The organism is Streptomyces sp. NPDC048639 (assembly GCF_043199075.1).
In the GTDB taxonomy this organism is placed as follows: Bacteria; Actinomycetota; Actinomycetes; order Streptomycetales; family Streptomycetaceae; genus Streptomyces.
Genome location: NZ_JBICVP010000006.1, coordinates 236,209 through 258,105, shown reverse-complemented (window position 1 = coordinate 258,105; position 21,897 = coordinate 236,209). Strand labels below are relative to the sequence as shown.

19 protein-coding genes and 1 tRNA gene are annotated in these 21,897 nt (G+C 71.2%); 7 read left to right on the top strand and 13 right to left on the bottom strand.

Going from position 1 to position 21,897, the window contains the following annotated elements; genetic code table 11:
* Positions 1–124: 124 nt before the first annotated feature.
* Positions 125–853, bottom strand: coding sequence for a GPP34 family phosphoprotein (locus tag ACGFNH_RS18450; RefSeq protein WP_393654884.1), 729 nt, complete (start codon positions 851–853; stop codon positions 125–127).
* A 288-nt stretch (positions 854–1,141) separates the two neighbouring features.
* On the opposite strand from ACGFNH_RS18450, the gene ACGFNH_RS18445 reads away from it, so the two are divergent.
* The 5 genes from ACGFNH_RS18445 (at position 1,142) to ACGFNH_RS18425 (ending at position 8,743) form a co-directional block, all read left to right on the top strand.
* Positions 1,142–4,285 carry a D-alanyl-D-alanine carboxypeptidase gene (locus ACGFNH_RS18445; protein ID WP_393654882.1) on the top strand — a complete coding sequence of 1,048 codons (3,144 nt, stop codon included), beginning with the start codon at positions 1,142–1,144 and terminating at the stop codon, positions 4,283–4,285.
* Between the two features lie 197 nt (positions 4,286–4,482).
* Positions 4,483–5,178 (top strand): L,D-transpeptidase family protein, encoded by a 696-nt coding sequence (locus ACGFNH_RS18440; RefSeq protein WP_393655404.1) that lies wholly within the window; start codon positions 4,483–4,485, stop codon positions 5,176–5,178.
* Positions 5,179–5,586: 408 nt separating this feature from the next.
* The gene (locus ACGFNH_RS18435; protein WP_393654881.1) at positions 5,587–7,467 is read left to right on the top strand and encodes an MFS transporter; all 1,881 of its coding nucleotides are present in this window, start codon (positions 5,587–5,589) and stop codon (positions 7,465–7,467) included.
* A 97-nt stretch (positions 7,468–7,564) separates the two neighbouring features.
* Positions 7,565–7,708 (top strand): hypothetical protein, encoded by a 144-nt coding sequence (locus ACGFNH_RS18430; protein ID WP_393654880.1) that lies wholly within the window; start codon positions 7,565–7,567, stop codon positions 7,706–7,708.
* A gap of 126 nt (positions 7,709–7,834) precedes the next feature.
* Entirely contained in the window at positions 7,835–8,743 is a 909-nt protein-coding gene (locus ACGFNH_RS18425; protein ID WP_393654879.1) for an adhesin, read from the top strand.
* Between the two features lie 125 nt (positions 8,744–8,868).
* Here ACGFNH_RS18425 and ACGFNH_RS18420 read toward each other — a convergent pair whose 3' ends face one another.
* From ACGFNH_RS18420 to ACGFNH_RS18410, 3 genes are all read right to left on the bottom strand, one after another.
* Positions 8,869–9,885 (bottom strand): DUF5954 family protein, encoded by a 1,017-nt coding sequence (locus ACGFNH_RS18420; protein WP_393654878.1) that lies wholly within the window; start codon positions 9,883–9,885, stop codon positions 8,869–8,871.
* Between the two features lie 266 nt (positions 9,886–10,151).
* Positions 10,152–11,723, bottom strand: a complete 1,572-nt coding sequence (locus ACGFNH_RS18415) for an MFS transporter (RefSeq protein ID WP_393654877.1) — start codon at positions 11,721–11,723, stop codon at positions 10,152–10,154.
* 138 nt (positions 11,724–11,861) lie between these two features.
* Positions 11,862–12,512 carry a TetR/AcrR family transcriptional regulator gene (locus tag ACGFNH_RS18410; protein WP_393654876.1) on the bottom strand — a complete coding sequence of 217 codons (651 nt, stop codon included), beginning with the start codon at positions 12,510–12,512 and terminating at the stop codon, positions 11,862–11,864.
* A gap of 579 nt (positions 12,513–13,091) precedes the next feature.
* On the opposite strand from ACGFNH_RS18410, the gene ACGFNH_RS18405 reads away from it, so the two are divergent.
* On the top strand, positions 13,092–14,372 hold the full coding sequence (locus tag ACGFNH_RS18405) for a M6 family metalloprotease domain-containing protein (RefSeq protein WP_393655403.1): 1,281 nt from the start codon (positions 13,092–13,094) through the stop codon (positions 14,370–14,372).
* A gap of 172 nt (positions 14,373–14,544) precedes the next feature.
* On the opposite strand, the gene ACGFNH_RS18400 is transcribed toward ACGFNH_RS18405, so the two are convergent.
* Positions 14,545–16,089: an alpha/beta hydrolase gene (locus ACGFNH_RS18400; RefSeq protein ID WP_393654875.1), complete on the bottom strand. Its 1,545-nt coding sequence runs from the start codon at positions 16,087–16,089 to the stop codon at positions 14,545–14,547.
* Positions 16,090–16,322: 233 nt separating this feature from the next.
* Entirely contained in the window at positions 16,323–17,219 is an 897-nt protein-coding gene (locus ACGFNH_RS18395; protein ID WP_393654874.1) for a GNAT family N-acetyltransferase, read from the bottom strand.
* A gap of 381 nt (positions 17,220–17,600) precedes the next feature.
* Here ACGFNH_RS18395 and ACGFNH_RS18390 point away from each other — a divergent pair.
* Positions 17,601–17,676, top strand: a tRNA-Arg gene (locus ACGFNH_RS18390).
* Between the two features lie 68 nt (positions 17,677–17,744).
* On the opposite strand, the gene ACGFNH_RS18385 is transcribed toward ACGFNH_RS18390, so the two are convergent.
* From ACGFNH_RS18385 to ACGFNH_RS18355, 7 genes are all read right to left on the bottom strand, one after another.
* The gene (locus ACGFNH_RS18385; RefSeq protein WP_393654873.1) at positions 17,745–18,896 is read right to left on the bottom strand and encodes a tyrosine-type recombinase/integrase; all 1,152 of its coding nucleotides are present in this window, start codon (positions 18,894–18,896) and stop codon (positions 17,745–17,747) included.
* Complete coding sequence (locus ACGFNH_RS18380) at positions 18,896–19,075, bottom strand: helix-turn-helix domain-containing protein (protein ID WP_393654872.1); 180 nt, start codon at positions 19,073–19,075, stop codon at positions 18,896–18,898. Before ACGFNH_RS18380 ends, ACGFNH_RS18385 begins: the two co-directional genes overlap by 1 nt.
* Entirely contained in the window at positions 19,065–20,369 is a 1,305-nt protein-coding gene (locus tag ACGFNH_RS18375; RefSeq protein WP_393655401.1) for a replication initiator, read from the bottom strand. Before ACGFNH_RS18375 ends, ACGFNH_RS18380 begins: the two co-directional genes overlap by 11 nt.
* Before the next feature lie 143 nt (positions 20,370–20,512).
* A complete protein-coding gene (locus ACGFNH_RS18370; RefSeq protein WP_393654871.1) occupies positions 20,513–20,716 on the bottom strand; it encodes a hypothetical protein in 204 nt (67 codons plus the stop codon).
* Between the two features lie 91 nt (positions 20,717–20,807).
* Positions 20,808–21,365 carry a GGDEF domain-containing protein gene (locus tag ACGFNH_RS18365; protein WP_393654870.1) on the bottom strand — a complete coding sequence of 186 codons (558 nt, stop codon included), beginning with the start codon at positions 21,363–21,365 and terminating at the stop codon, positions 20,808–20,810.
* Between the two features lie 22 nt (positions 21,366–21,387).
* On the bottom strand, positions 21,388–21,681 hold the full coding sequence (locus tag ACGFNH_RS18360) for a SpdD protein (RefSeq protein WP_393654869.1): 294 nt from the start codon (positions 21,679–21,681) through the stop codon (positions 21,388–21,390).
* 14 nt (positions 21,682–21,695) lie between these two features.
* On the bottom strand, positions 21,696–21,893 hold the full coding sequence (locus ACGFNH_RS18355; RefSeq protein WP_393654867.1) for a hypothetical protein: 198 nt from the start codon (positions 21,891–21,893) through the stop codon (positions 21,696–21,698).
* Between the last annotated feature and the right edge of the window lie 4 nt (positions 21,894–21,897).

Below are 21,897 nucleotides of genomic sequence, written 5' to 3'. Positions count from 1 at the left end.
TCCCGAACCGGGTCGTGGCGACTGCGGTGCGGTCAGGTGGAGTTGGTGCTCCGGTGCTGCTGTGGTTCCGTTGTCATTCCGTGACTCTTCCGAACGCTTCCGGGAACCCTTCCCGAAAGATCGCTCAGTGAGCCACGGCGCGGGCCATACCCCCGTGACGCGCCGGTACCGGGACTCCGCCGGGCTCGCCCGCGCGTCCTCGTACCGGTGGTGTGCGCCGCGGCTGGACAGCCACGCCGTTCTGCACGTCCATCACGGCGTGCGCGACCAGGCCGCCCATCGGGTCGTGCCTGATCAGGTCCCGGAGCCTGGAGCGGGAGGACCGCCCCTCGTTACCGGGGTAGAGGTGCTTGCCGAGCCCGACCGCATGGGCCAGCGCGGCAAGCGCAGCGGTCCGCGGGTCCGGCGGTACGCCGGTGCGGATCGCACTGTCCAGCCGGTTCCTGATCTCCCGGCTGATCGCCGTGTCCGTCGCCTGGTAGCGAGTCGTCGGCAGTACCCCGCACATCTGGCCGGCCACTGCGTGCACCATGCCGCAGCGCTCGAGATGCGAAAGATACGTCTGGCGCAGCCCCAGTCGGGGCCCGCCGATCCAATGGACCGCTCGCACCGGGCTGCCGCGTCGGCGCAACAGCTCGAGTGCCGTGTCCAGCGTCGGATCTCCTGTCGGCCGTGGTAGGACCACGGCGATACGATCCCCGTCTGGGGCTATCCGTCCTGCCAGGGCCAGCTCCACTAGCTGGGCCCCGGCCAGGCCGAGGTCGAGCGACTGCGGCTGCGCCGTGGTTCCCGTGGTCGGGTCCAAGGCGAGCAGCAGAAGCTCTTCCGGAATTGTTCTGCGGCTCCTGCCCATCCATGCCTCCCCGCGTGGATGAATGACAGGGTGACCCCTCTCACACTTATCTGTCGAGAGTGCCTGGGTGGTTCGTACGGGAACCGGTAGGTATGTCGTTCCCGTCTAGCACGAAAGCGACGGGTCGCGGCGGCCGGGGAGGGGGCCGGGCATGAGGGCGGCGGCGTGACGGCGTGGGGCACCCACTGCCGGGCTGGAAACTGGTAGAGCGGATGGGCTGCGGTAGCGGCAGCAGGACGGCGGCGTGGACGGCGCGAGCGGCCTGCGGGACGGACGAAGGAGGCACCGGTGGCGGGCGAGTCCCCCGACAGGTCGAAGCAGGGGAAGTCGTCGGGGGCGACGGCTCGACGCGAAGACCGGCGTGAGAACGAACGCGATCCGAGGCTTGCCTTCGGCGGATCGCCGTCGGCCGATGAGGCCCCGGCGGACGAGGAGTTGACGGAGACGGCGGCCGGCGAGGCCGCCGCGACGGAGACGGGCCGGGAAGCCGCGGAGGAGTCCGCCGAGGACTCAGGTTCGGACTCCGGTTCGGACTCCGCCTCCGGATCCGGCGCGGACCAGGGCGACGCCCGCCTGCGCGCAGCGGTCGCGGCCTGGGTGGCGACGGCCGATGCGGACGACGCCGATGGCGCGGACGGCGAAGGCGCGGACGGTGAAGGCACGGGCGATGGCGCCGCGAGCGACGCGGCGGCGGACGACGGGGCGGACGAGCCGCAGGTCGACGGTGCCGGGAGCGCGGGCTCCGGCCTGCCGAAGCGCCCGGTGGACCGCCCGACGGCCTCGCTCTCCACGCTCCCCGAACGGCCGGACGAGGCGGGGGACGGCGAGCCCGCCGATGCCGCCGATGCCGCTGATGCGGCAGATGCCGCGGACGGTGCGACGGCGCAGGACGGTGCGGGGGACGAGCCTGTGGATCAACCGACGTCGGTCTTCAAGACCCGGCGGCCGGGGAAGCGCGAGGAGGCGTCCGGCGTCGACGAACCCGAGGACGCCGAGGCCGCTGATGGCGGTACGCCCGGGACCGCGGCGAAGCCCGAGGGCGGCGACGAGGGCGCCGCTACGGCGGACACAGGGCCGTCCGGGAACGGCGGCGGGGCGACCGGGGAGGGCGGGACCACCGCGGAATCGCGGGCGGACGCCGACGAACCCGCCGCGGCCGGCGGCCCCGTGGACCAGCCCACCTCGGTCTTCCGGACCATGCCGACGCCGGAGCGCGACAAGGCGTCCGACAAGGACGGCGCTTCCGGCGAGGACGGCGCCTCCGGCGGCGACGCTGCTTCCGGCGAGGACGGTGGCACGGACGCCGCCGAGCGCTCCGTCGACGACTCCGACGCGCGGAAGCGGCCCGTGGATCAGCCCACGGCCGTTTTCAAGGCCCCGCAGCCCGACGGGCGCGACAAGCCATCCGGGGCGGCCCGCAGCGCCGGAGAAGGGCGCTCAGCCGCCGAGAAGGCGTCGTCCACGGGCGAGTCCGGGGCCGGGAAGTCGGCGGACGGACAGGCCAGTCGAGGCGAAAAGTCCGAAACGTCCGAAAAGTCCCAAGATGTCGACGCGACTGCACGGGACGACGACGAGCCCGCGGATGGCGAACCCGCGGACGGTGCTTCCGCGAAGCCCGTCGACCGGGCGACCACCGCGTTCAAGGTCACGCGCCCGAAGGCCGGGGACTCCGGCGGCAGCGACGGCGCCACGGGCAACGGTGCTGCCGCCGCCCGTGGCGGGGACGGTACGGGTGGGGCGGAGGCCGCGGCTCCCAAGCGGACCAGCCGGTTCGTACCGCTAAGGTCCGCGGACGACGCGCCCCGCAAGCCCCCCTCCGCGCTCACCGCCGCCGCGGCGGAAGCCGGTGCGGAGTCCGGGGACGAGGGTGCGACCGCTTCCGCGGCCGGAGGCGCGACCGCTGCCGAGCCGAAGGCCGCGCCTGCCGACGCGAAGGCTGCCGCACCCGACACGAAGGCCGCGCCTGCCGACACGAAGGCTGCCGCACCCGACACGAAGGCCGCGCCTGCCGACACGAAGGCTGCCGCGCCCGAGGCGCTGCCCGCGCGGCCCGGCGCCGCCCCCGAGAAGCCCGAGGCGCCTCCGCAGCCCTCGGCGCCGCCCGTGCTGCCCGAGTCCGAGCGGACCAAGCAGGAGCCGGTTCCCGACCCGGCCCCGCTGGAGCTGCTCGCCCGGCTGACCAACACCCCGCCGCCGCAGGAGACTCCGCTGCGCAACGCCGTGCGGCGGGTCAAGATCTGGACGCCGCTCGTCGTACTGCTCGCGATCGTCTTCGCGATCGCACAGGCGGTGCGTCCGCTCCCCGAGCCGACGCTCGCCCTGACGGCGACCCAGGCCTACGAGTTCGACGGCGCCAAGCCGTCCATGCCGTGGCCGAACAGCGGCCAGGCCGCCGTCGGCGTCGACGGCCTCGGCAGCTTCGGCACGTTCGGCGAGCAGAAGCCGGTGCCGATCGCGAGCGTGGCCAAGACGATGACCGCGTACGTCATCCTCAAGGGGCACCCGCTCAAGCCGGGCAGCCAGGGCGCGAAGATCCCGGTCGACCGCAAGGCCGAGGAGGACGCCGGACTCGGCGCGCAGAACGAGTCGGTCGTGGAGACCGAGGAGGGCGAGACGCTCACCGAGTACGAGGCCCTCAACGCAATAATGATTGCCTCCGCGAACAACGTGGCCCGTCTGCTGGCCCGTTGGGACGCCGGTTCGGAGAAGGCGTTCGTCAAGAAGATGAACGACGCCGCCAAGGATCTCGGCATGAAGAACACCACCTACACCGACCCCAGCGGCCTGGAGGCGACGACCGTCAGCACCGCCGAGGACCAGGTCAAGCTGGGCCGGAAGGTGATGCAGGACCCGGTGTTCCGCGAGGTCGTGGCCAAGCCCTCGTACAAGGACCGCAACGGCAAGAAGCAGAACAACTGGAACCGCCTGGTGCCCTTCAGCGGCGTGGGCATCAAGACCGGTACGAGCACGGCGGCGCAGGGCAACCTGCTGTTCGCGGCGCAGAAGAAGGTCGGCGGTACGACGCAGCTCGTCATCGGCGCTGTGCTGCGCCAGCCCCCGGCCTCCTCCGACAACTCGATCCTCACCGGCGCCGTCGACGCGAGCAAGCCGCTCATCGAGGCCGCGGGCGACGCCCTGACCGCCCGCAAGGTCGTCAAGAAGGGCGATGTGGTCGGACAGGTCGACGACGGACTCGGCGGCACGACCCCGGTGGTGGCCACCAAGGACGTGTCGGCGGTCGGCTGGACCGGTCTGACCGTGGACATCGCCCTGACCGACAACGGCAAGGTCGTCCCGCACGAGGCCAAGGCGGGTACCAAGGTCGGGACGATGACGGTCGGCAGCGGACTGGGTCAGGTCAAGGTGCCGATCGCGCTCCAGAAGGATCTGGTGGAACCGGGCTTCGGCGACAAGCTGGCACGTATCACCTGATCCACCGCAGATCGCCCCGCCCGCGGCCGAGTTCACCACCGGCGGCGGCCGGGCCCCGGGAGACGGCCCCGGCGCACCGCGTGTGCGCCGGGGCCCTTCTGTTGCGATCTCGCGACATTTCCCGCAGCAACCTCCCCATCCCCCCGTCTGTCCTATAGACGTCAGGACCGAAGTGGGGAGAGCAGATGAGAGCAGTACTGGGAACCGTGCGCCGCAGAGCCGGAGTGGCGCTGGGCGTCGCCGGCATGGTGGTTCCGCTGTCGTTCGCGCTCGGCAGCGCGCCCGCGCAGGCCGCGTCGTGCACGACCTCGACCGGGCCGCATCAGAAGCAGGTCGAGAAGTTCCTCGGCCGGCCCGTGGACGGCAAGCAGTCCGCGGCCGACTGCAAGGCCATCCGTGCCTTCCAGACCAAGAACGGCATATCCCCCAACATCGGCTACGCGGGGCCGGTCACCTGGGGCGTGATGGATCTGATGAACAAGCAGAAGGCCGCGGGCAGCAACCCGAACAAGGCGGGCAAGTGCCCCACCAACAAGGGCCGCATCGCCTGCGTCGACCTGACCCGGCAACTGAGCTGGATCCAGGACGGCAAGACCCTCAAGTACGGACCGGTGCCCGTCCGCACGGGGCGCAACGGGCACGAGACCCGCACCGGCGCCAAGAAGGTCTACTGGCGGAACATCGACCACTGGTCGACCCTCTACGACGTCGCCATGCCGTACAGCCAGTTCTTCGACGGCGGGCAGGCGTTCCACTCCATCACCGGCAGCGTCTGGTCGCCGCCCGGCTCGCACGGCTGCGTCAACATGCGCACCGGTGACGCCAAGAAGTACTGGAGCATGCTGAAGAACGGCGACGACGTTCACGTCTACGGTCGCAAGCCCGGCACCTGAGCCGAACCTCACGGCACCTGAGCCGAACCCCACGGCACCTGAGCCGAACCCCCGGCATACGAGCCGTATTCACGGCTTCGGAGCCGGAAGTCGTCCCGGCCCGGCCGAGCACCGCTCGGCCGGGCCGAGTCATGACGTCCGAAGAGGCACCCGGAAGTCGGCCCCGGAACAAAGCCCCTGAAGAGCCCCGAACAGCCCCGAACAGCCCCCGAGAGGGCTCCCGTCGAGCCCCCGCGCACACCCGCGGCAACCTCCCTGCCCCGGACGACGTCTCTCAAGGAGTCAGGCGCGTGTCTCCACATGCGCCTGGCGCCGTGCCGGGCGGGTCGCGGTCGATCTCCCGTGCTAGCGTCGCCGGGCGGCGTGTGCGCTCGGGGAAGCACGCCGAACGAACGGGGAGACGTCTCAGTGACCACCGTGGATCCCACGCGCGCCGACGGCGGCGGTGCCGCCGAGGGGCACATATCCATGCCCGGTCAGCGTCGCGGCGTCAGCAGCGGAACCGCACTCGCGAACAGCCCTGCGCGCAGCGGCACTCCCACGGTCCAGGCAACGCCCCGTGACCCCCGCGGCCGCCGCCGCTCCCTGCACCGACTCGTCACCGAGCACCCCGTGCTCGTCACGCTCGCCGTCGCCGCGCTCCTCCATGTGCTCTGGGTGGAGGTCCTCGCGAACAGCGGCGGGGACCTGGCGGCTCAGGACGCGTGGGCGGAGTTCGTCGGCCGCCACCCCGACTCGGCCTACAACCTCGCCTGGTACGGCGGGATGCACCCGGTCTCGTACAGCGTCATCTCGCCGTACCTCATGCATGTCCTGGGCGTGCGGACGACGATGATGGTCGCGGGCACGGTCTCCAGCGGTCTGCTGGCGCTGATCCTCGTCCGCAGCCCGGGAGTCCGGCGTCCCCTGCTGCCCGCCCTTGCCGGTGCCTTCGCGTTCACCTGCAACGCCGTCTCCGGGCGCGTCACCTTCGGCCTCGGCACGATGTTCGCCCTGGGCGCCGTAGCCGTGATCTTCTCCTGGCCGCGCGACGCCGACTGGCGCACCCGGCCGCTGATGTACGTGCGGGCCGGGGCGGCAGCCCTGTTGGCCGCGCTGGCGACCGCGGGAAGTCCGGTCGCGGGCCTCTTCCTCGGTGTCCTCGCCGTGGCGCTGTTCCTGGACAAGCGACGGCCGGCCGCGCTCAGCCTCGGCATCACGCCCACGATCGTCGTCGCCGTGTCCGCCTGGCTGTTCCCCTTCTCCGGTACGCAGCCGATGGGCTTCGGCAGCGTCGTGCTGCCCGCCCTGTGCGGCGTCGCGGCGCTGCTGCTGGTGCCCCGGCACTGGCGCACGGTGCGCATCGCCTCCGCGGTCTACGCACTGGGCGTCGTGCTCACCTGGATCGTCGACTCCCAGGTCGGCAGCAATGTCACCCGCCTCGCGCTCGTCTTCGCCGGGGTCGTCTTCGTCGCCGCGATGCCCTGGGCCCCCCGCCGTTCGCGTCGCTGGTACGGGCTGGTGCTGGCGTTCCTCGTCGTCACCGGGTGGCAGTCGTTCAAGACCGTCGACGACATCGTCCACACCACCCCCGCCGCGTCCTGGGCCCGCGAACTCGCGCCGCTCGTCGACCGGCTGCAGCGGCTCGACGCCGAACGCGGCCGGGTCGAGGTCGTCCCCGTCCGCAGCCATCGCGAGGCCTCCGCGCTCGCGCCGTACGTCAACCTCGCCCGTGGCTGGAACCGGCAGGCGGACATGGAGCGCAATCCCCTCTTCTACGAGGAGGGGCAGCTCAACAGGAACACCTACCACCGCTGGCTGCACCGCTGGGCCGTGCGCTACGTGGTGCTGCCCAACGACGTGCCGGACACCTGGGGCGCGAACGAGGGCAAGCTGGTCAAGTCGGGCCTGCCTTACCTGCAGAAGGTGTGGTCGGACGACAACTGGAAGGTCTACCGGGTCAAGAACCCGACGCCGATGGCCGACCCGCCCGCCACCCTCACGCGCGCGGGAGCCGGCGAGCTGGTCGTCACCGTACGGTCAGCGGGCCCGGTCCTCATCCGCATCCCGTACTCGCCGTGGCTCGGGCTCGTCGATGCCAAGGGCAAGGGCGTCGAGCCGCCGAAGGCGCCGGAGACCGGCAAGGAATACCTGAACCGCAACGGCTGTCTGACGCGGCACGCGATGGAGGTCGTGGAGGGCGAGCCGCAGGACGAGTGGACAGTGCTGCACGCACCGCGGCCGGGCACGTACCGGATCGCCGCGCCGTACCAGCTCCCGCGCGGGACGCCCTGCCCGGACGTCGACTGACCTCTCTCCGTAGCACCCACGGGATCCGGAGGCCAGGATTCGTTGCCAGGTGCCATCGCCTGGAGGTACCGCACGAACGCGCCATGGCGAGACCTGCTTGAGCACGAAGGTCCACCTGGCTGCCGATGGCCGCGGCGACAGCGGTTCGGTCGCCGCGGCGCTCCACCGGGAGTTGAGCGATGTGGTGAAGGGGCACCGATCCACTCCGCTGCGGATCTTCACACCGCACCCCTACCTCTGAGTAGCGACGTGCTGCATAGTGGGCCCACTTGATCCACGGAACGGCTTGTGAGCACGGACAGAGGAAGCTTCGATGGCGTGTCGGCAGTGTGGCGGTCACGAGCGCTCGTTGTCGGGACGGCCGTGCGTGTGCCGGTTCGTCACGGAATCATCGCGGCGCGAACCTGCTCCCTGGGTCATCCGCGAGACGCTGTACGGCCGTTGGACCACACTGCCCGGACGCCGTAAGGCGGCCGTCGCCGCGGGTGCGCTTCTCGCGGTCACCGGGATCGCCGGCGTCGTGGCCCTCCTCGCCTCCTCCGTCCTCTCCACCGGCACCGGCAACGCCGCGGCACACGGCAACACCGGTACGGAGATCCGCGACGCACCGAAGCCGAGCCTGATCCTGCCGACCGGCGGCGTGGTGCGCGAGCCGACGATCAGCACCACCTCGTCCCCCAAGCCCTCGAAGAAGCCCACCCGGCGCAGCCCGAGCCCGAGCGCCGGACCGACGGACAGGCCCGCCGACCCGAACCTCACCTACACGGCGTGGGCCGGGCACGGCTGCGACGCCCCGGCGGGCGGCGGCCACCGGGAAATCGGCCGCTACTCCGACGGCGTCGAAGGCTGGTACACCGTCGGCTCCGGCGGCTACGACGGCGGCTCCTGCGACGGCTCCTTCTCCGCCGTCCCCATGTCGGGCAGCGCGATCGAGGACCGCGACGCCCGGGTGGAGTGGTGGTGGTCCGTGGGCCGCGCATCCCGCCAGTGCTCGATCGCCGTGTACGTGCCCGCCGGCGGCGCCCGCGATGTGGGGGGCGCCCCGACGGTGTACGAGGTGGGCTCCGAACCCGGCGAACGCGCCTCCACGTACGGGGTGTTCACCATCGATCAGACCGGCAACCACGGGCGCCTGGTCGATGTGGGCACCTATCCGGTGCGCGACGGCCGGATCGCGGTGACGATGCTGGACCGGGGCGTGGACTGGAACGCGCATGGGCTGACGTACGCCCATCACGCCGCCGGTCAGATGAAGGTCACCTGCCGGGCCGCCTGACGCGATCCCGACTCCCCGACTCCCCGACTCCCCGACTCCCGGGCTCCCGGGCTCCCGGGCTCCCGGGCTCCCGGGCTCCCGGGCTCCCGGGCTCCCGGGCTCCCGGACGCCGGCGCGCCGCCCGCTCAGGCGTCCTCCTCGTCGAGCGCCCCCTCCTCCCGCAGCTGCTGCGCCTGCACCTCCGACGGTGGGTACGGGTCGTAGTCGGAAGAGCGGGGCGGCTCGGGCCCGTCGGGTCCCACGCGGATCAGCTGCTGGACGCGGACCACGCGGAAGCGGCGGCCCAGCACGGCGAGCTCGTCGCAGCGTTCGGCGTCGAGCCGGTCGGCCGCCCGCGCGAACTGCGCCCGTTCCGCCTCGTTCAGCCGCAGGATGCGTGGGCCCATTTCGCGGAAGTAGTAGGCGAGGGTGTCGCGCGCGCTCTGCGGCGCCGGGCCGGCCGCGGCCATCGGCTGCCAGCGGCCCCCGACCTCCTCGGCCACGGCGAACTCGGTCGGCAGCAGAACGCCGCCCGGATGCGTCTCCAGCGCCCGCAGCGAATCGGCCCGTACGGCGGGCGGGACGGTCGCCGATGTGTAGACGAGCGGCAGCAGTTCGAGCCGGAGCAGTCCGTCGCTCACTCCCGTCGCCGCCGTGGGGTCGATGAGGAACCCCTTCGTCCGGCGTGAAAACGCACGGCTCTCGCCCGCAGGCTCCCTGTCCGGGTCGGTGGGGCGCGGCGGTTCGGGGCCGTCGTCTCCCATGCGGGTGAACTGGTCGGTGCGGATGATCCTGAACCGCCGCCGGGCGACCGTCAGTTCGTTGACGACCTCCCAGTCCAGCCTCAGGGCCGCCGCCATCAGCTCGGCCGCCATGGCGCCGTCGCCCGCCTCGTCCGCCTCCTTGGCCGTCAGGCGGAAGTGCGCGCCGAGGGAGTCCCGCGCCATCTGCGGGAAGCCGTCGCCCAGCGTCAGGATCCTCCAACGCCCCCGGAACTCCTCGGCGCAGCCGAACACCGGCCCGATGCCCGCCACATACGGGAAGGCGTCGACGGCCTCCCACGCGTCGTGCTCGGTCACAGCCGACACGGGGTCGTCCCGATGCGTCACCTTGATGACCAGATGCTCGGGTACGGGCGGCACTCGCCCAGCGTCATGAGTCATGTACTCAGTGTGCTCATCGCCCCGGTTCTTCGCAGCGCTTCCCACAACTGGCTCATCCGTCACGGATCATGCCCACGGGCGCCGTGTGCGTGCTATGAGCGACCGCGTACGGACGCCGCGCGCGCCGTGGCGTGCGCGGCGAACTCCGCCCCGGGGACGCCCGGTTGACGGGCGCCCACCGGGGCGGGGATCAGCAGCTCAGCGCGGGTCGGCGGGCCGCGCGTCGGCCGCCCGCGCCCGGCGCGCGGCCGGTGCGGCCGGTGCGGTCAGTGCGCGAGGACCGGTGCCGGCATCCCCGCACCCTCGGCCGCCTCCGCGCCCGTACCGCCCGCCGAACCGGCGACCGGCCCGGTGCCGTCCTGGCCACGGGTGTTGACGAAGACGAAGGCGATCAGCGCCGACAGGGCCAGGATGCCGACCGCCCACCAGATGGCCGCGGTGTAGCCGTGCACCATCGACTGGAGCTGCAGCGCCTTGGCGCCCGCCGCGGTCGTCACGCCCGCCGCGTGCGAGGTGGCGTACGCGGTCGTGGCGCTCGCCGCGATGGTGTTCAGCAGAGCCGTACCGATCGCGCCGCCCACCTGCTGCGAGGTGTTGACCATCGCGGAGGCCACGCCCGCGTCGCGCGGCTGGACCCCGTAGGTGGCCATGCTCATCGCCGGCATGAAGGCCGTACCCATACCGAGCCCCAGCAGCAGTTGCGCGGGCAGGATGAGCGAGGTGTACGAGCTGCCGACCTCGAGACGGGTCAGCATCAGCATGCCGGTCGCGGCGACCAGGAACCCCGGCGCCATGAGGAGGCGGGGCGGGACGCGGTTCATCAGCCGGGCGCCGATCTGCGTCGAGCCCGTGATCATGCCCGCGATCATCGGGAGGAACGCGAAGCCGGTGGTGACCGGCGTATACCCCTTCACGATCTGCAGGTAGTAGGTGAGGAACAGGAACAGGCCGAACATCGCGATGACGGCCAGGCCCAGCGAGGCGTAGACGCCGCCGCGGTTCCGCTCGGTCACCACGCGCAGCGGCAGCAGCGGCGACTTCACCCGGGACTCCACCCACGTGAAGGCGGCGAGCAGCGCGGCGGACGCCACGAACAGGCCGACGGTCACGGAGTCGCTCCAGCCGTCGGACTCGGCCCGGGTGAACCCGTACACCAGCGAGACCAGGCCCAGCGTGGCCAGGACGACACCGGGCATGTCGAGCCGGGAGCGGTTGAGGCCGCCTTCGGGCTCACGGATGACGAAGTACGCGCCGGCCGCGGCGATCACGGCGAACGGGATGTTGACAAAGAAGGTCCAGCGCCAGTCCATGTACTCGGTGAGCACCCCGCCGAGGATCAGACCGACGGCCCCGCCGCCGCCCGCGATGGCGCCGTAGATGCCGAATGCCTTGGCCCGCTCCTTCGCCTCGGTGAACATCACCGCGAGCAGGGAGAGTGCGGCAGGGGCGAGCAGGGCGCCGAACGCGCCCTGGAGCGCGCGGGATCCGAGCAGCATCGCCGGGTTCGCCGCGGCGCCGCCCAGGGCGGAGGCCGCCGCGAAGCCGAGGAGGCCCACGACGAACGCACGCTTGCGGCCCCACAGATCGGCGACGCGGCCGCCGAAGAGCAGCAGTCCGCCGAAGGCGAGGGCGTACGCGGTGATGACCCACTGCCGGTTGCCGTCGGATATGCCGAGGTCGGTCTGGGCGGAGGGAAGGGCGATGTTCACGATCGTCGCGTCGAGGACGACCATGAGCTGGGCGATGGCGATGAAGATCAGGGCCTTCCAGCGCCTCGGATCGGGCGGGGCGTGCGCGGCGCGCGCGGGAGAGGCGGCGGAACGGGCTGTTTCGGGCATGACGGTGCCTATCTGGTGACGAAGGAGATCAAAAGTGAACTGGGACGAGATGCGGAGCCGAAGAGATGCGGCGAAGCGGACGGGAGGGAGAGTGGACGGGAGGAAGAGGAGGGCACCGCTACGGGAGCGGCACCGCGATCATGAACGCTGCCGGAGGTCCTCCAAGGTGACCGCGGAGCCGGGCAGTTCGGAGCGCGCCGGGGCGCGCAGCCCGTCCAGCAGCAGTTGCAGGTGGCGGTGGACGAAGCCGTCGAAGCCCACCGAGCAGCCGTCGCCCGGCAGCGGCCGGGTCAGCTGGGTGACCGCGACCACCACATCGCCGACGGCGACGTCCTGGCGGAGCTGACCCGACGAACGCGCCCGCTCCATCAGGGTGTTGATGGCCCCGTCGAGTCGCTCGCCGGCTTCGACCGTATCGGGGTGGTCCTTGGCGTCCCCCGCCTGCGAGATCAGCGGGCACAGAGCGCCGATGCGCTCGTCGGCCGCCGCGTGGACGAAGCGCCGGAGCGCCTCGAACGCGTCGGACTCCTCGGTGAGCGCCGCCTCCGCCCGGTCGATGATCCGTTCCATCACATGCAGCGAGACGCGGTGGATCAGCTCGTGGCGGTCCGGGAAGTGCCGGTAGAGCGTGGCGTTGCCGATGCCGGCCCGGCGCGCGACCTCGTCCATCGGCACGTCCGCCCCCTGCTCGACGAACATCTCGCGGGCGGCCGAGATGATCCGCTCGCGGTTGCGCAGAGCGTCCGCGCGCAGCCGGGGCTCGTGACTCTTCACGGTGGTGGGACTCACGACGACGCTCCTCTCTGTCTGGGTGGTGTGCGGTCCTGTGGTCTGTCCTGCGGTCTGTGCTGCGGTGCTGCGGTCTGTGCTGCGGTCCTGCGGTCCGTGGTGCGGTCCTGCGGTCCGTGGTGCGGTCCTGCGGCTGTGCGGTGTACGAGGCGTCCCGGGTCTCGGGCCACTCGTGCCTGCTCGGCCGGGGGCTCCTGCGGCGTCCCGGGGCGAACCGGGGAGGGCTTCCCCGTTTCATGCGGACACTGATTCCAAACGGGGAAGGAGTCCCCGGATATTTCGGCGGATCGTGTGGCCTGCCTCACATCCGCGGACCGGCGCGCCCTCATAACCCTCCGTGTCCGCCGGATAACCATCCGCGTCCACAAGGCGCCCGAACGGCCCACGAACTCCCCCCGTCCGGCCGCACCCCGCGCGCCGCCCCACCGCCCCAGCCGCACGGTGATCGGACAAGCAGTCGCAGAGCACGGCTGCCCGGACGGAAGGCGGACAGCCGTGAAGCCCACCCGCCCCCGAATACGCGAAGCCCGCTCACGCACCTCGCACCGCACCCCATCCAGCGAGTCGGCCCTGCCCCACATACGCCGCCCGGACATCCGCCCGGGCCGCAGACTCCGCAGACCCCGCCGCGGCACCGCACTCTTCGCCGTCAGTGCCCTCGCCCTCACCGCACCCGCCGCAGGAACGGCCACCGCCTCCCTCGGTGCCTCCGGACCCACCCCCGTCTCCCGGGCCCAGCCCGGAGCGCCCTGCGCCCCGGCCTCCGTCTCGGGCGCGCAGATGTCGGAAGGCGTACCGACCCCGGCCGGGCACGCGCCCTCCACCGGACGGCTCCGCGCCCTCAACCTCATGATCGACTTCTCCGACGCGCCCGGCGAGGGCACCGCCCAGGACCGCCTGGCCGAGTTCTTCCCGAAGACCGCCGACTGGTACAGGGCCAGCTCGTACGGCGCCCTGTCGTACGAGGCGAGTGCCCCGGTCCGGGACTGGCTCCGTATGCCGCGGCCGTTCGGCGCGTACGGCATAGACCGCGGGGTCAGCTACGAGCCGGGCTACCGCAACCTCGTCCGGGACATCGCGCGCGTCGCCGACAGCCGGGTGAACTTCGCCGACTACGACCTGGTCAACGTCCTCGTGACGCCCAACGCCGGGCCCTCGGCGCTGGACACCGTCCTGTCCGTGACCTTCGCGGGCCTCCAGGACGCGCCGGAGGCGGACGGCGTCCCGCTGCGCCACATGTCATTCGTCTACAGCCGCCAGGACGACGGTTCGACGATCGGGCTCGAGAACGCCTACCGCGTCCTGCCGCACGAGAACGCCCACGCCCTCGGCCTCCCCGACCTCTACACCGCCAACGGCGGCGCGAGGGCCGGGCATTGGGACATCATGTCCGAGGACTGGGGCGCCAACAACGACCTCCTGGCCTGGCACAAGCGCAAGCTGGGCTGGCTCGGCGCCGACCAGGTGGCATGCGCCACCGGCAGCGGCAGCAGCGAGCACACGCTGACCCCGCTGGCCCGCACGGGCGGCACGAAGCTGCTCTACGTGCCCGTCACCGAGCGCACCGGCTACGGCATCGAGGTCCGCACCCAGGAAGGCAACGACGCCGCGGTCTGCCGCCCCGGCGTCCTCGTCTACTGGCTGGACACGGCCGTCGGCAGCGGCGACGGACCGGTCACGGTCAAGGACGGCAGACCGTCGAGCGGCGGCTGCGCGCAGCGGCCGAACATCAACGCCGAGCTGACGGACGCCACGTTCGCGGCCGGGGAGAAGATGTCCGATCGGGCGAGCGGTGTCACGGTCGAGGTCCTGGGCCGGGACGCCTCGGGCAACCACCGCGTGAAGGTCACCCGGCCCTGACACCCGCCAACAGCCGTACGGGAAGCGGGAGAAGACGCTGGGTGCGACACGTACGGGCGCATGCGTACGGGCGCACACGTACGGGCGCACGCGTACGGCGTGGGTCTCCGCCGGTGACGGAGACCCACGCCGCGGTGGATCAGCGCGGTGGTTCAGCGAACCGCGTCAGCACTCAGAAGCGGCCGGGAACCCCCGGAACGCGCTTCGGTGTCGGGCCCGGACGCTGGGCCTTCTCATGGTTCTGCGTGCTGCTCGCCTCGCAGGTGACGTTCTTCGTCGGCAACTTGCCCGTGCCCAGGTAGGAGTTGACCGCGCGGTTGGCGCAAAGGGCCGGGTCCTCGGAGTACACGCCGTGGCCCTCGCCGCCCTCGACGTAGACCAGCCGCGAGCCCTTCATGGCACGGTGCATGCCGAGGCCGCTGGTCAGGGGGGTCTGGGAGTCCCACTGGTTCTGGACGACCATGACGCCCGTCGTGTTGTCGATATCGGTGACGGGCTCTGCGGGCTTGTCCCAGAACGCGCACGGCATGACGTTGGAGCCGAAGTCGCCGAACAGCGGGTACTTGGCCATCTCACGGACCGAGTCCTGGCGGTACTGCTCGGTGTCGCGCGGCCAGGCGGCGGTGTCACCGCACACAACGGCCAGGAAGGACGCATTGCCGTTGTCGGCAGGCCGCGGGTCCGGGGCGGCGGAGTCGCGCCGCACGGTCCTGCCGTCGGCGGCCTTCTTCAGTTCGGAGACCGTGTGAGCGGCCTCCTTGGGGCTGAAGAACTCGGTCCGCGTCATGCCGCGGACCATGGTGCCGTCGAGCTTCTCGTCGTTGTACTCGATGGGGTCGCGGTCGGCCCGGGCCACCAGGTCGTAGAAGGTCTTCCGCACCTTGGCGGGGGTGTCTCCGAGCTTGAACGTGCTGTTCCGCTGCGCGGTCCACTTCGTCCAGCGGTCGAACGCCGGCTCCGTGCCCTCGGCCCACACCTGGATCATGCCGCGCCAGATCCGGGCGGGATCGACGGCGCTGTCGAGCACGAAGCGATCGGTGCGCTGCGGGAACATCTGCGCGTACACGGCGCCCAGGTAGGTGCCGTACGAGTAGCCCAGGTAGGAGATCTTCTTCTCGCCCATGACGCTGCGGATCACGTCCATGTCGCGGGCGGTGTTGCGCGTGGTGATGTGCGGAAGCTTGTCGCCGGCCTTCGCGCGGCACTTGTCGGCCACCTTGCGCGCCCGTGCGACATCACCGTTGAACGTCTCGGGCTTGTAAGGCCGCAGAAAGTTCTCCTCCTGCGCGTTCAGCTTGCAGGTCACCGGGCTGGACTGCCCGACACCGCGCGGATCGAAGCCCACGAGGTCGAACTTCTCGCGGAGCTTCTTCGGCATCGTCTCCTTCATCATCAGCGGCATCGAAAGGCCCTCGCCGCCGGGACCGCCGGGATTGAAGAGCATGACGCCGTGCCGCTTGCCGGGAGCGCTCGTCTTGATGCGCGATATCGCGAGCTTGAGCTTCTTACCCGTGGGCCGCTTGTAGTCCATCGGGACCTTGATCGTCGCGCACTGGTACGAAGCGGGCATCGCGCTGTCGCACCGGTGCCACCTGGGCTTCTGGGTCCGAAACTGCTCCAGCGAGTCCGCGGCGGTCGCCTGCGTCGGGGCGAGCGCGGGGATCAGGGTCGCCATGACCCCCACCGCGAGCAGGGGCGCTGTGCGTCGTATCCGCACGATAGCCGTTCCTTCCGGTCAACTCTCGGGACGGAACGACCCTTTCGTGTCAGGGCATGGGGGCGAATCCCTCTACGGGCCAGGCTTGGTACGACTCCGGGCGTACGGAGAAGGAGACGTGCGGAGGAGAACCGAATGGTTGCGATGGCCATCCGCATCTACAGGCAGCATTGCGCGAACGGCGAAATCCCCGACCCGCGGAATCCCCGTTTGTCGCGAATGCGGGGGCCGGCTCAGGAATCCGGAGCGATCCGCTTCTCGAACCAATGATGCGCGTACGGCTCGTCGTTGAACGCGTCGACCTCCGCGTACCCCGCCGAGCGGTACAGCGCGATCGCCTCGGTGAGCGAACCGTTGGTCTCCAGCCGGAGGACGCGGCTGCTGCCGTGACGCGCGGCATGCGCCTCGAGCTCGGTGAGCAGCCGGCGCCCGAGCCCCAGGCCGCGCGCCGAGGGGGCGACCCACATGCGCTTGATCTCGGTGGGCTCGCCGCCGCGGAACTTCAGCGCGCCGCAGCCGACGGGCTGCGTGTGCAGATGGGCGACGAGCAGGAGCCCGGCGGGCGGCCGGAGTTCATCGGGGTCGGCGGGGATGCTGCGCGCAGGATCGAAGCCGGTGTCGAACCGGCGCCCCAGCTCGGCGAAGTACTCCTGCATGCAGTACTGCGCCTCGGGGATCTCGGGGTCCGTCGCGGCGACGGAGACCATCGACGCGGTCAGGAGCCGGTCGACCTCACCCATGGCGGACACGAGCCGGTCGCGCTGGGCTTCGGTCAGCGGCCCCAGCAGGGAGGCGGCCAGCTCGTTGCTGTTGCGGTTGAGCGCTTCGCGCTCGTCGCGGCCGGCAGCGGTGAGACGCACGGTCCGCACCCGCTTGTCGCGCGGCAACGGCTCGACGGTGACCAGACCGTCGGACAGCAGAGAGCGCAGAAGGCGGCTGAGATAACCGGAGTCGAGCCCGAGCTGAGCCCGCAACTGCCGTACGTCGCGGCCTTCTTCGCCGATCTCCCAGAGCAGCCGCGCCTCGCCGATGGGCCGGCCCCGCCCGAGAAAATGATCGTTGAGCGCGCCCACCCGCTCGGTGACCGTCCGATTGAATCGCCGCACCTGGGCGATCAGCGCCTCATCCATTCTCTGACCGTAGTCAGAGACTCCGCTGCGGGTCAATGGCCGTACGGAAGATCCGGGGATCGGGAGCCATTGCCTTTGGCGGGGTGGCGGGGTGGCGACGGTGGCGGTGCGCCGTGGCTCCCGGCGCGGCCCGGGAGGGCTGGTGTCCTGCCGATACGACCCCAGACCTGGGTGGATGGCTGCCCAGCGGATCGGCCAGGGGAGGCGTCGGTCTTGGCCATGAGCCATGAGCCCTGAGCCATGAGCCATGAGCCCTGAGCCAGGAGCGACCAAGGTCCGCTAGGCTGTCTCCGGTGCCCACCCAGGCCTGCCGCAGCCAAGTCTGCCCATAGGCCAGGGACCGGCACCGACGGCGTGCGGTGATCACCGCCGACGCGTCCGGCCTCCGTAGCTCAGGGGATAGAGCACCGCTCTCCTAAAGCGGGTGTCGCAGGTTCGAATCCTGCCGGGGGCACCAGCGAAAAGACCCCCAGCCGATCTTGGCTGGGGGTCTTTGACATCCAGATCTGACATCAACGGCGGTGATCACTCACGACCGGGCCGCCTCTTGAGCAGCCGGTCCATGTGGCTGATCGCCTCGCGCTGAGTGTCCTGCACGACGTGCGTGTACACGTCCATGGTGATGCTGATCTGGCTGTGCCCGAGTATCTCCATCACCACGCGCGGAGCCACCCCGGCAGCGGTGAGAAGTGTCGCGCAGCCGTGCCGGGCGTCGTGCAGCCGGATCACGCGAAGGCCGGCGGACTCGGCGACGCGGGTGAAGGACCGGTAGACGTTTCGCGGCTCGACCGGGCGGCCTGTGCGCGTTGCGAAGACGTACCCCTCGTCCGTCCAGGCATCACCTGCTCGCTGCTTCGCCTCGGCCTGGCGCATCCGATGCCAGCGAAGCGGGGCGATGCACATGGCCGGGAGCGGCACGGCCCGACGGCGCCGGCCTTTCGGGTCGTCGTCGTAGAGGACGCCGCGGCGGCGCTGAGTCTGTTGCCGGACGTAGAGCACGCGCTGGTCCAGGTCGACGTCGGTCCAGCGAAGGCCGACGATCTCACCCCGTCGGAGTCCCATGGCGACGGCGAGAACGAAGGCGCCGTAGAGCGGGTCCTTACGGGCGGCAGCGAGGAAGTCCAGCGTCTCTTCCAGCGTCCAGGGGCTCAGCTCCCGTGACTTGGCCCGAGGCGGCTCGACGAGGCTCGCCACGTTCCGGGTCACCAGTTCCTCACGGCAAGCAGCGGTGAGAGCCGTCCGCAGGACGCGATGAGACTCCTTGGCGGTGGCAGCGGTCGTCTTGTTCTCCAGCTGGACGAGGAAGCGGCGCACGTCGGCAACTCCCAGCGACTCAAGCCGCTTCGCGCCGATCATGGGAACCAAGTACAACCGGGCGTGAGCCTCGTACTTGTCGTACGTGCTGAGCTTGCGCCGAGGCTTGATCACGTTGTCCAGCCAGTAGGGCAGCCACTCCGAGAGCCTGGCCGAGCGGGTGGGCACGGGGACGCCCTGGTCGACCTTGTCGAGCAGCTCGCGGCGCTTGGCGTCGCAGTCTGCCCAGGTCTTGCCGTAGGCGAACTTGCGGGCGCGGGTGCCATCGGGCTGAAGGACGTAGACGGCGCACTGGTATCGCCCGTCCTTGCGCTTGGTGATGGTGCCCGCGCCGTTGGGATTGCGCTTGCGCTGCTGTGCCATCAGGCAGCCTCCGCGATCTGGTGGGCGATGAAGTCGCGCAGGGAGCTGGCGGGGATGCGTCGGGCGCGGCCGATGGTGATGGAGGCCAGGCGGTGGGAGCGGATCAGGTCGTAGATCGTGGAGCGGCCCAGCTTGAGGCGTGCCATCACCTCCGGGACGGTGAGCAGTTCATCGGTCATCGGTGGGTTCTCCTTCGGTGTCGTCGGGGGTGAAGGCATTGGCGAGCCATTCCTCGCCGCGGCTGAGGCCGGTTCCGGCGAAGGTCCAGTGGGCGAGGACGAGGGTGGTGGTCTCGTCGTCGGGGGTGGCCGGCTCTTCGGTGTCGCCGCGGGCGATGGCGGCTTGCAGGCGGCGCCATTGGGCGCGGGCCTCGCGGAGGGCACCGAGGGTGGTGGAGTAGCGGCGGGTCTTGGTGGAGAAGTGGCCGCGGAATCCGAGCATGTGGGCCCAGGCGCGGAGGCGGAGGTCTTCGAGGTCCTGGCGGGCGCCGAGGGTCCAGGCGGTGCGGATCATGCGGCGGGCGTGTTCGGTGAGGTGGGCTCCGGCGAGTTCGGCCAGGAAGCGGATGGGGCGGTCGAGGGTGCCGGTGGCGGTCTCGGCGCCTTTGGTGGCGTACTTGGCGATGTAGGCGGCGACGGCCTTGTCGGTCAGGGGTGTTCCGCCCTCGAAGTCGGTGGTGCGGATGGGTCGGATGTCGAGCTGGTCGCCGAAGGCGAAGGTGTGTGTGCGGCCGTCGACGAGCGGGCCCGGGATCTCGGTAGCGGCGGACGCCGCGCGGATGGCGTCGGTGAGGAGGTCGGTGGTGGCCCAGGCCGGTGGTGGGGTGTGGCCGCCTTCGGGGCCGTCGAGGCGGATGACGGCGTGGAAGTGGATGGCGCCGCGGCGCTGGTACTCGGCGACCTTGGCAAAAGAGATGCGTGCGTGGTGGCGGAAGGCCCGCTGGGAGAGTCCGGCTCGCTTGGCGACTTCGCGGCGCAGGTAGATCGAGAAGCGGGCCCAGATCTTGGAGGCGTGCGCGTTCCAGAGCACGGCGGCGTCGTAGTCGTAGGTGTCGGGGGTGAGCGGGGTTCCGAGTTCGGGGGCGTCGGCCTGGTGGCGGGTGCGGCAGCGGCAGCGGCCGGAGTCGGGGCGGTTGTGGACCGGTCCGAAGCTGGGGGCGGTGAAGGTGGCGAACACCCGTGGGTGGGTGGCTACTTCATCGGGTGTGCCCTTGCCGCCGCGGAGGCCGGCGGTGATGAGCTGGTAGGTGTCGCGGCGGTAGACCTCGGCGCAGGAGGCGCAGCGGGTGGCGCGGCGGTTGTTGCAGCGGACCAGGAGTGATCCGGCGGGCAGGTCGGCGGAGTTCAGGTGGTGGAGTACGGGGCCGAGTTCACCGGTCGTGGTGTTGAGGGTGTGTTCGGTGCGGTGGCCGTCGAGGCGGATCGGGGTGGTGCAGCCGCCGAGTCCGCGCAGTTGGCGCACGAGGGCGGGCAGGGTGCCTGCGGTGGCGACGTAGGTGAGGTCTTTGAGGGGGCGGGAGTTCGTCGCGTGCTGCAAGGGCGTCTCCTCCTTTCGAGGACAGGGAAGGGCCGGGGCACCCGCGGTGAGAGGCGCGCAGGTGCCCCGGTCGGTGGTCTCTAGCGGCGGGTGAAGGTGGCGGTGGCCGCGGAGTCGAGGAGGGGCCGCAGCGGCGTGCTCCCGGTTCCGTCGCAGGTGCGGCAGGTCACGCGGAGGATGCTTCGGGTGCCGTCTGCGTGGAGGAATCCGGTGTCGATGGCGACGATGGGGAAGCCGTCGCAGTCGCGGCAGACGTAGGCGGGTACGGCGGGGTGCTGGGGCATGATGGGTGGTTCCTTTCGACCTGTGTTGGAAGGGGCTCGGGCTTCCGGGTGGCGGAGATGCTTGGCGGCGTGTGCGTCACCCGGGGGCCGGTCATCGAGGGGCGGGGGAACTCCCGCGGCGGCGGCGCCCCTTGGCCGCGTACATGGCCGCATCGGCAACGGCGAGCACGCTGGTGAGCGTGGACGCGGGAAAGTCGGCGACGCGGCACAGCCCGACCGAGGCAGCTACGGGGATGACGGCTCCGCCGTGCGCGACCGGGCGCCGCAGTGACGAGACGAGCTGGGCGATGCCGTCGGCGGGCAGCTCGGGGGTGACGGCGACGAATTCGTCTCCGCCGAGACGTCCTGCGGTGCCGTGAGGGCCGCACCAGGTGCGGAGCCGGTCAGCGGTGGCGACAAGAGCGGCGTCTCCGCCAGCGTGGCCGTAGGTGTCATTGAGGTGCTTGAAGTGGTCGAGGTCGACCAGGAGGACCGCGGCGGAAGCGGGGCGGCGGCGGAGGGTGCGTTCGGCGCGGGCGGTCCATCCGGCGCGCGTGTGCAGTCCGGTGAGCGGGTCGCGGCGGGCGGTGGAAAGGCGGTGGGTGAGCAGGCCGCCATGGACGGCCCATCCGAGTAACGGGGCGATGGCGGTCAGGGCTTGGAGTTCCATGGATTGTTCCTTCCGTGTGGTGTCAGCGGCGGGTGTGCTGGTGCATGGAGCGGAGGACGAGGGCGCAGATGGCCACGGAGGCGGCGGTGATGGCGACGGCCAGGAGCATGGAGACCAGGACCGTGCCCACGACCAGGACCGCGGCGGTGCCGGTGGCCAGGGCGGCCGGGGTGATCTGAACCGCCGGGCGGGCGGCCGGGGCGTGGCCGGCCACGTACGGCTGGACCGGTACGGGCCCCGGATCGGCGGACGGAGTCGGCAGGGGTGCGGTGGTGGTCGTGTGGGTGTCCTGCGGCGGGTACTTGGGACGGAACATCACGGCTCCTCGGGTCACTTGGTGGTGGTGGTGTTGACCACGTCGACGCCGGTCTCGGTGGCGCCGTCGATGGCGGGTGCGATGAAGGTGTCCGCCAGGAGGAAGCCGCCCAGGAGCAGGACGACCACGAGCCAGGTCGGCGGGCGCATGAGCTTGATGCCGAAGTAGCCGATGAGGCCGACCAGGGCGATCAGGGGGAGTTCGACGGTCACGGCG

What these genes read in the sequence shown, in the direction of transcription:
- ACGFNH_RS18450 (WP_393654884.1), bottom strand. Translation starts at nt 853, where the DNA reads ATGGGCAGGAGCCGCAGAACAATTCCGGAAGAGCTTCTGCTGCTCGCC.
- ACGFNH_RS18420 (WP_393654878.1), bottom strand. Translation starts at nt 9,885, where the DNA reads ATGACTCATGACGCTGGGCGAGTGCCGCCCGTACCCGAGCATCTGGTC.
- ACGFNH_RS18415 (WP_393654877.1), bottom strand. Translation starts at nt 11,723, where the DNA reads ATGCCCGAAACAGCCCGTTCCGCCGCCTCTCCCGCGCGCGCCGCGCAC.
- ACGFNH_RS18395 (WP_393654874.1), bottom strand. Translation starts at nt 17,219, where the DNA reads ATGGATGAGGCGCTGATCGCCCAGGTGCGGCGATTCAATCGGACGGTC.
- ACGFNH_RS18385 (WP_393654873.1), bottom strand. Translation starts at nt 18,896, where the DNA reads ATGGCACAGCAGCGCAAGCGCAATCCCAACGGCGCGGGCACCATCACC.
- ACGFNH_RS18380 (WP_393654872.1), bottom strand. Translation starts at nt 19,075, where the DNA reads ATGACCGATGAACTGCTCACCGTCCCGGAGGTGATGGCACGCCTCAAG.
- ACGFNH_RS18370 (WP_393654871.1), bottom strand. Translation starts at nt 20,716, where the DNA reads ATGCCCCAGCACCCCGCCGTACCCGCCTACGTCTGCCGCGACTGCGAC.
- ACGFNH_RS18365 (WP_393654870.1), bottom strand. Translation starts at nt 21,365, where the DNA reads ATGGAACTCCAAGCCCTGACCGCCATCGCCCCGTTACTCGGATGGGCC.
- ACGFNH_RS18360 (WP_393654869.1), bottom strand. Translation starts at nt 21,681, where the DNA reads ATGTTCCGTCCCAAGTACCCGCCGCAGGACACCCACACGACCACCACC.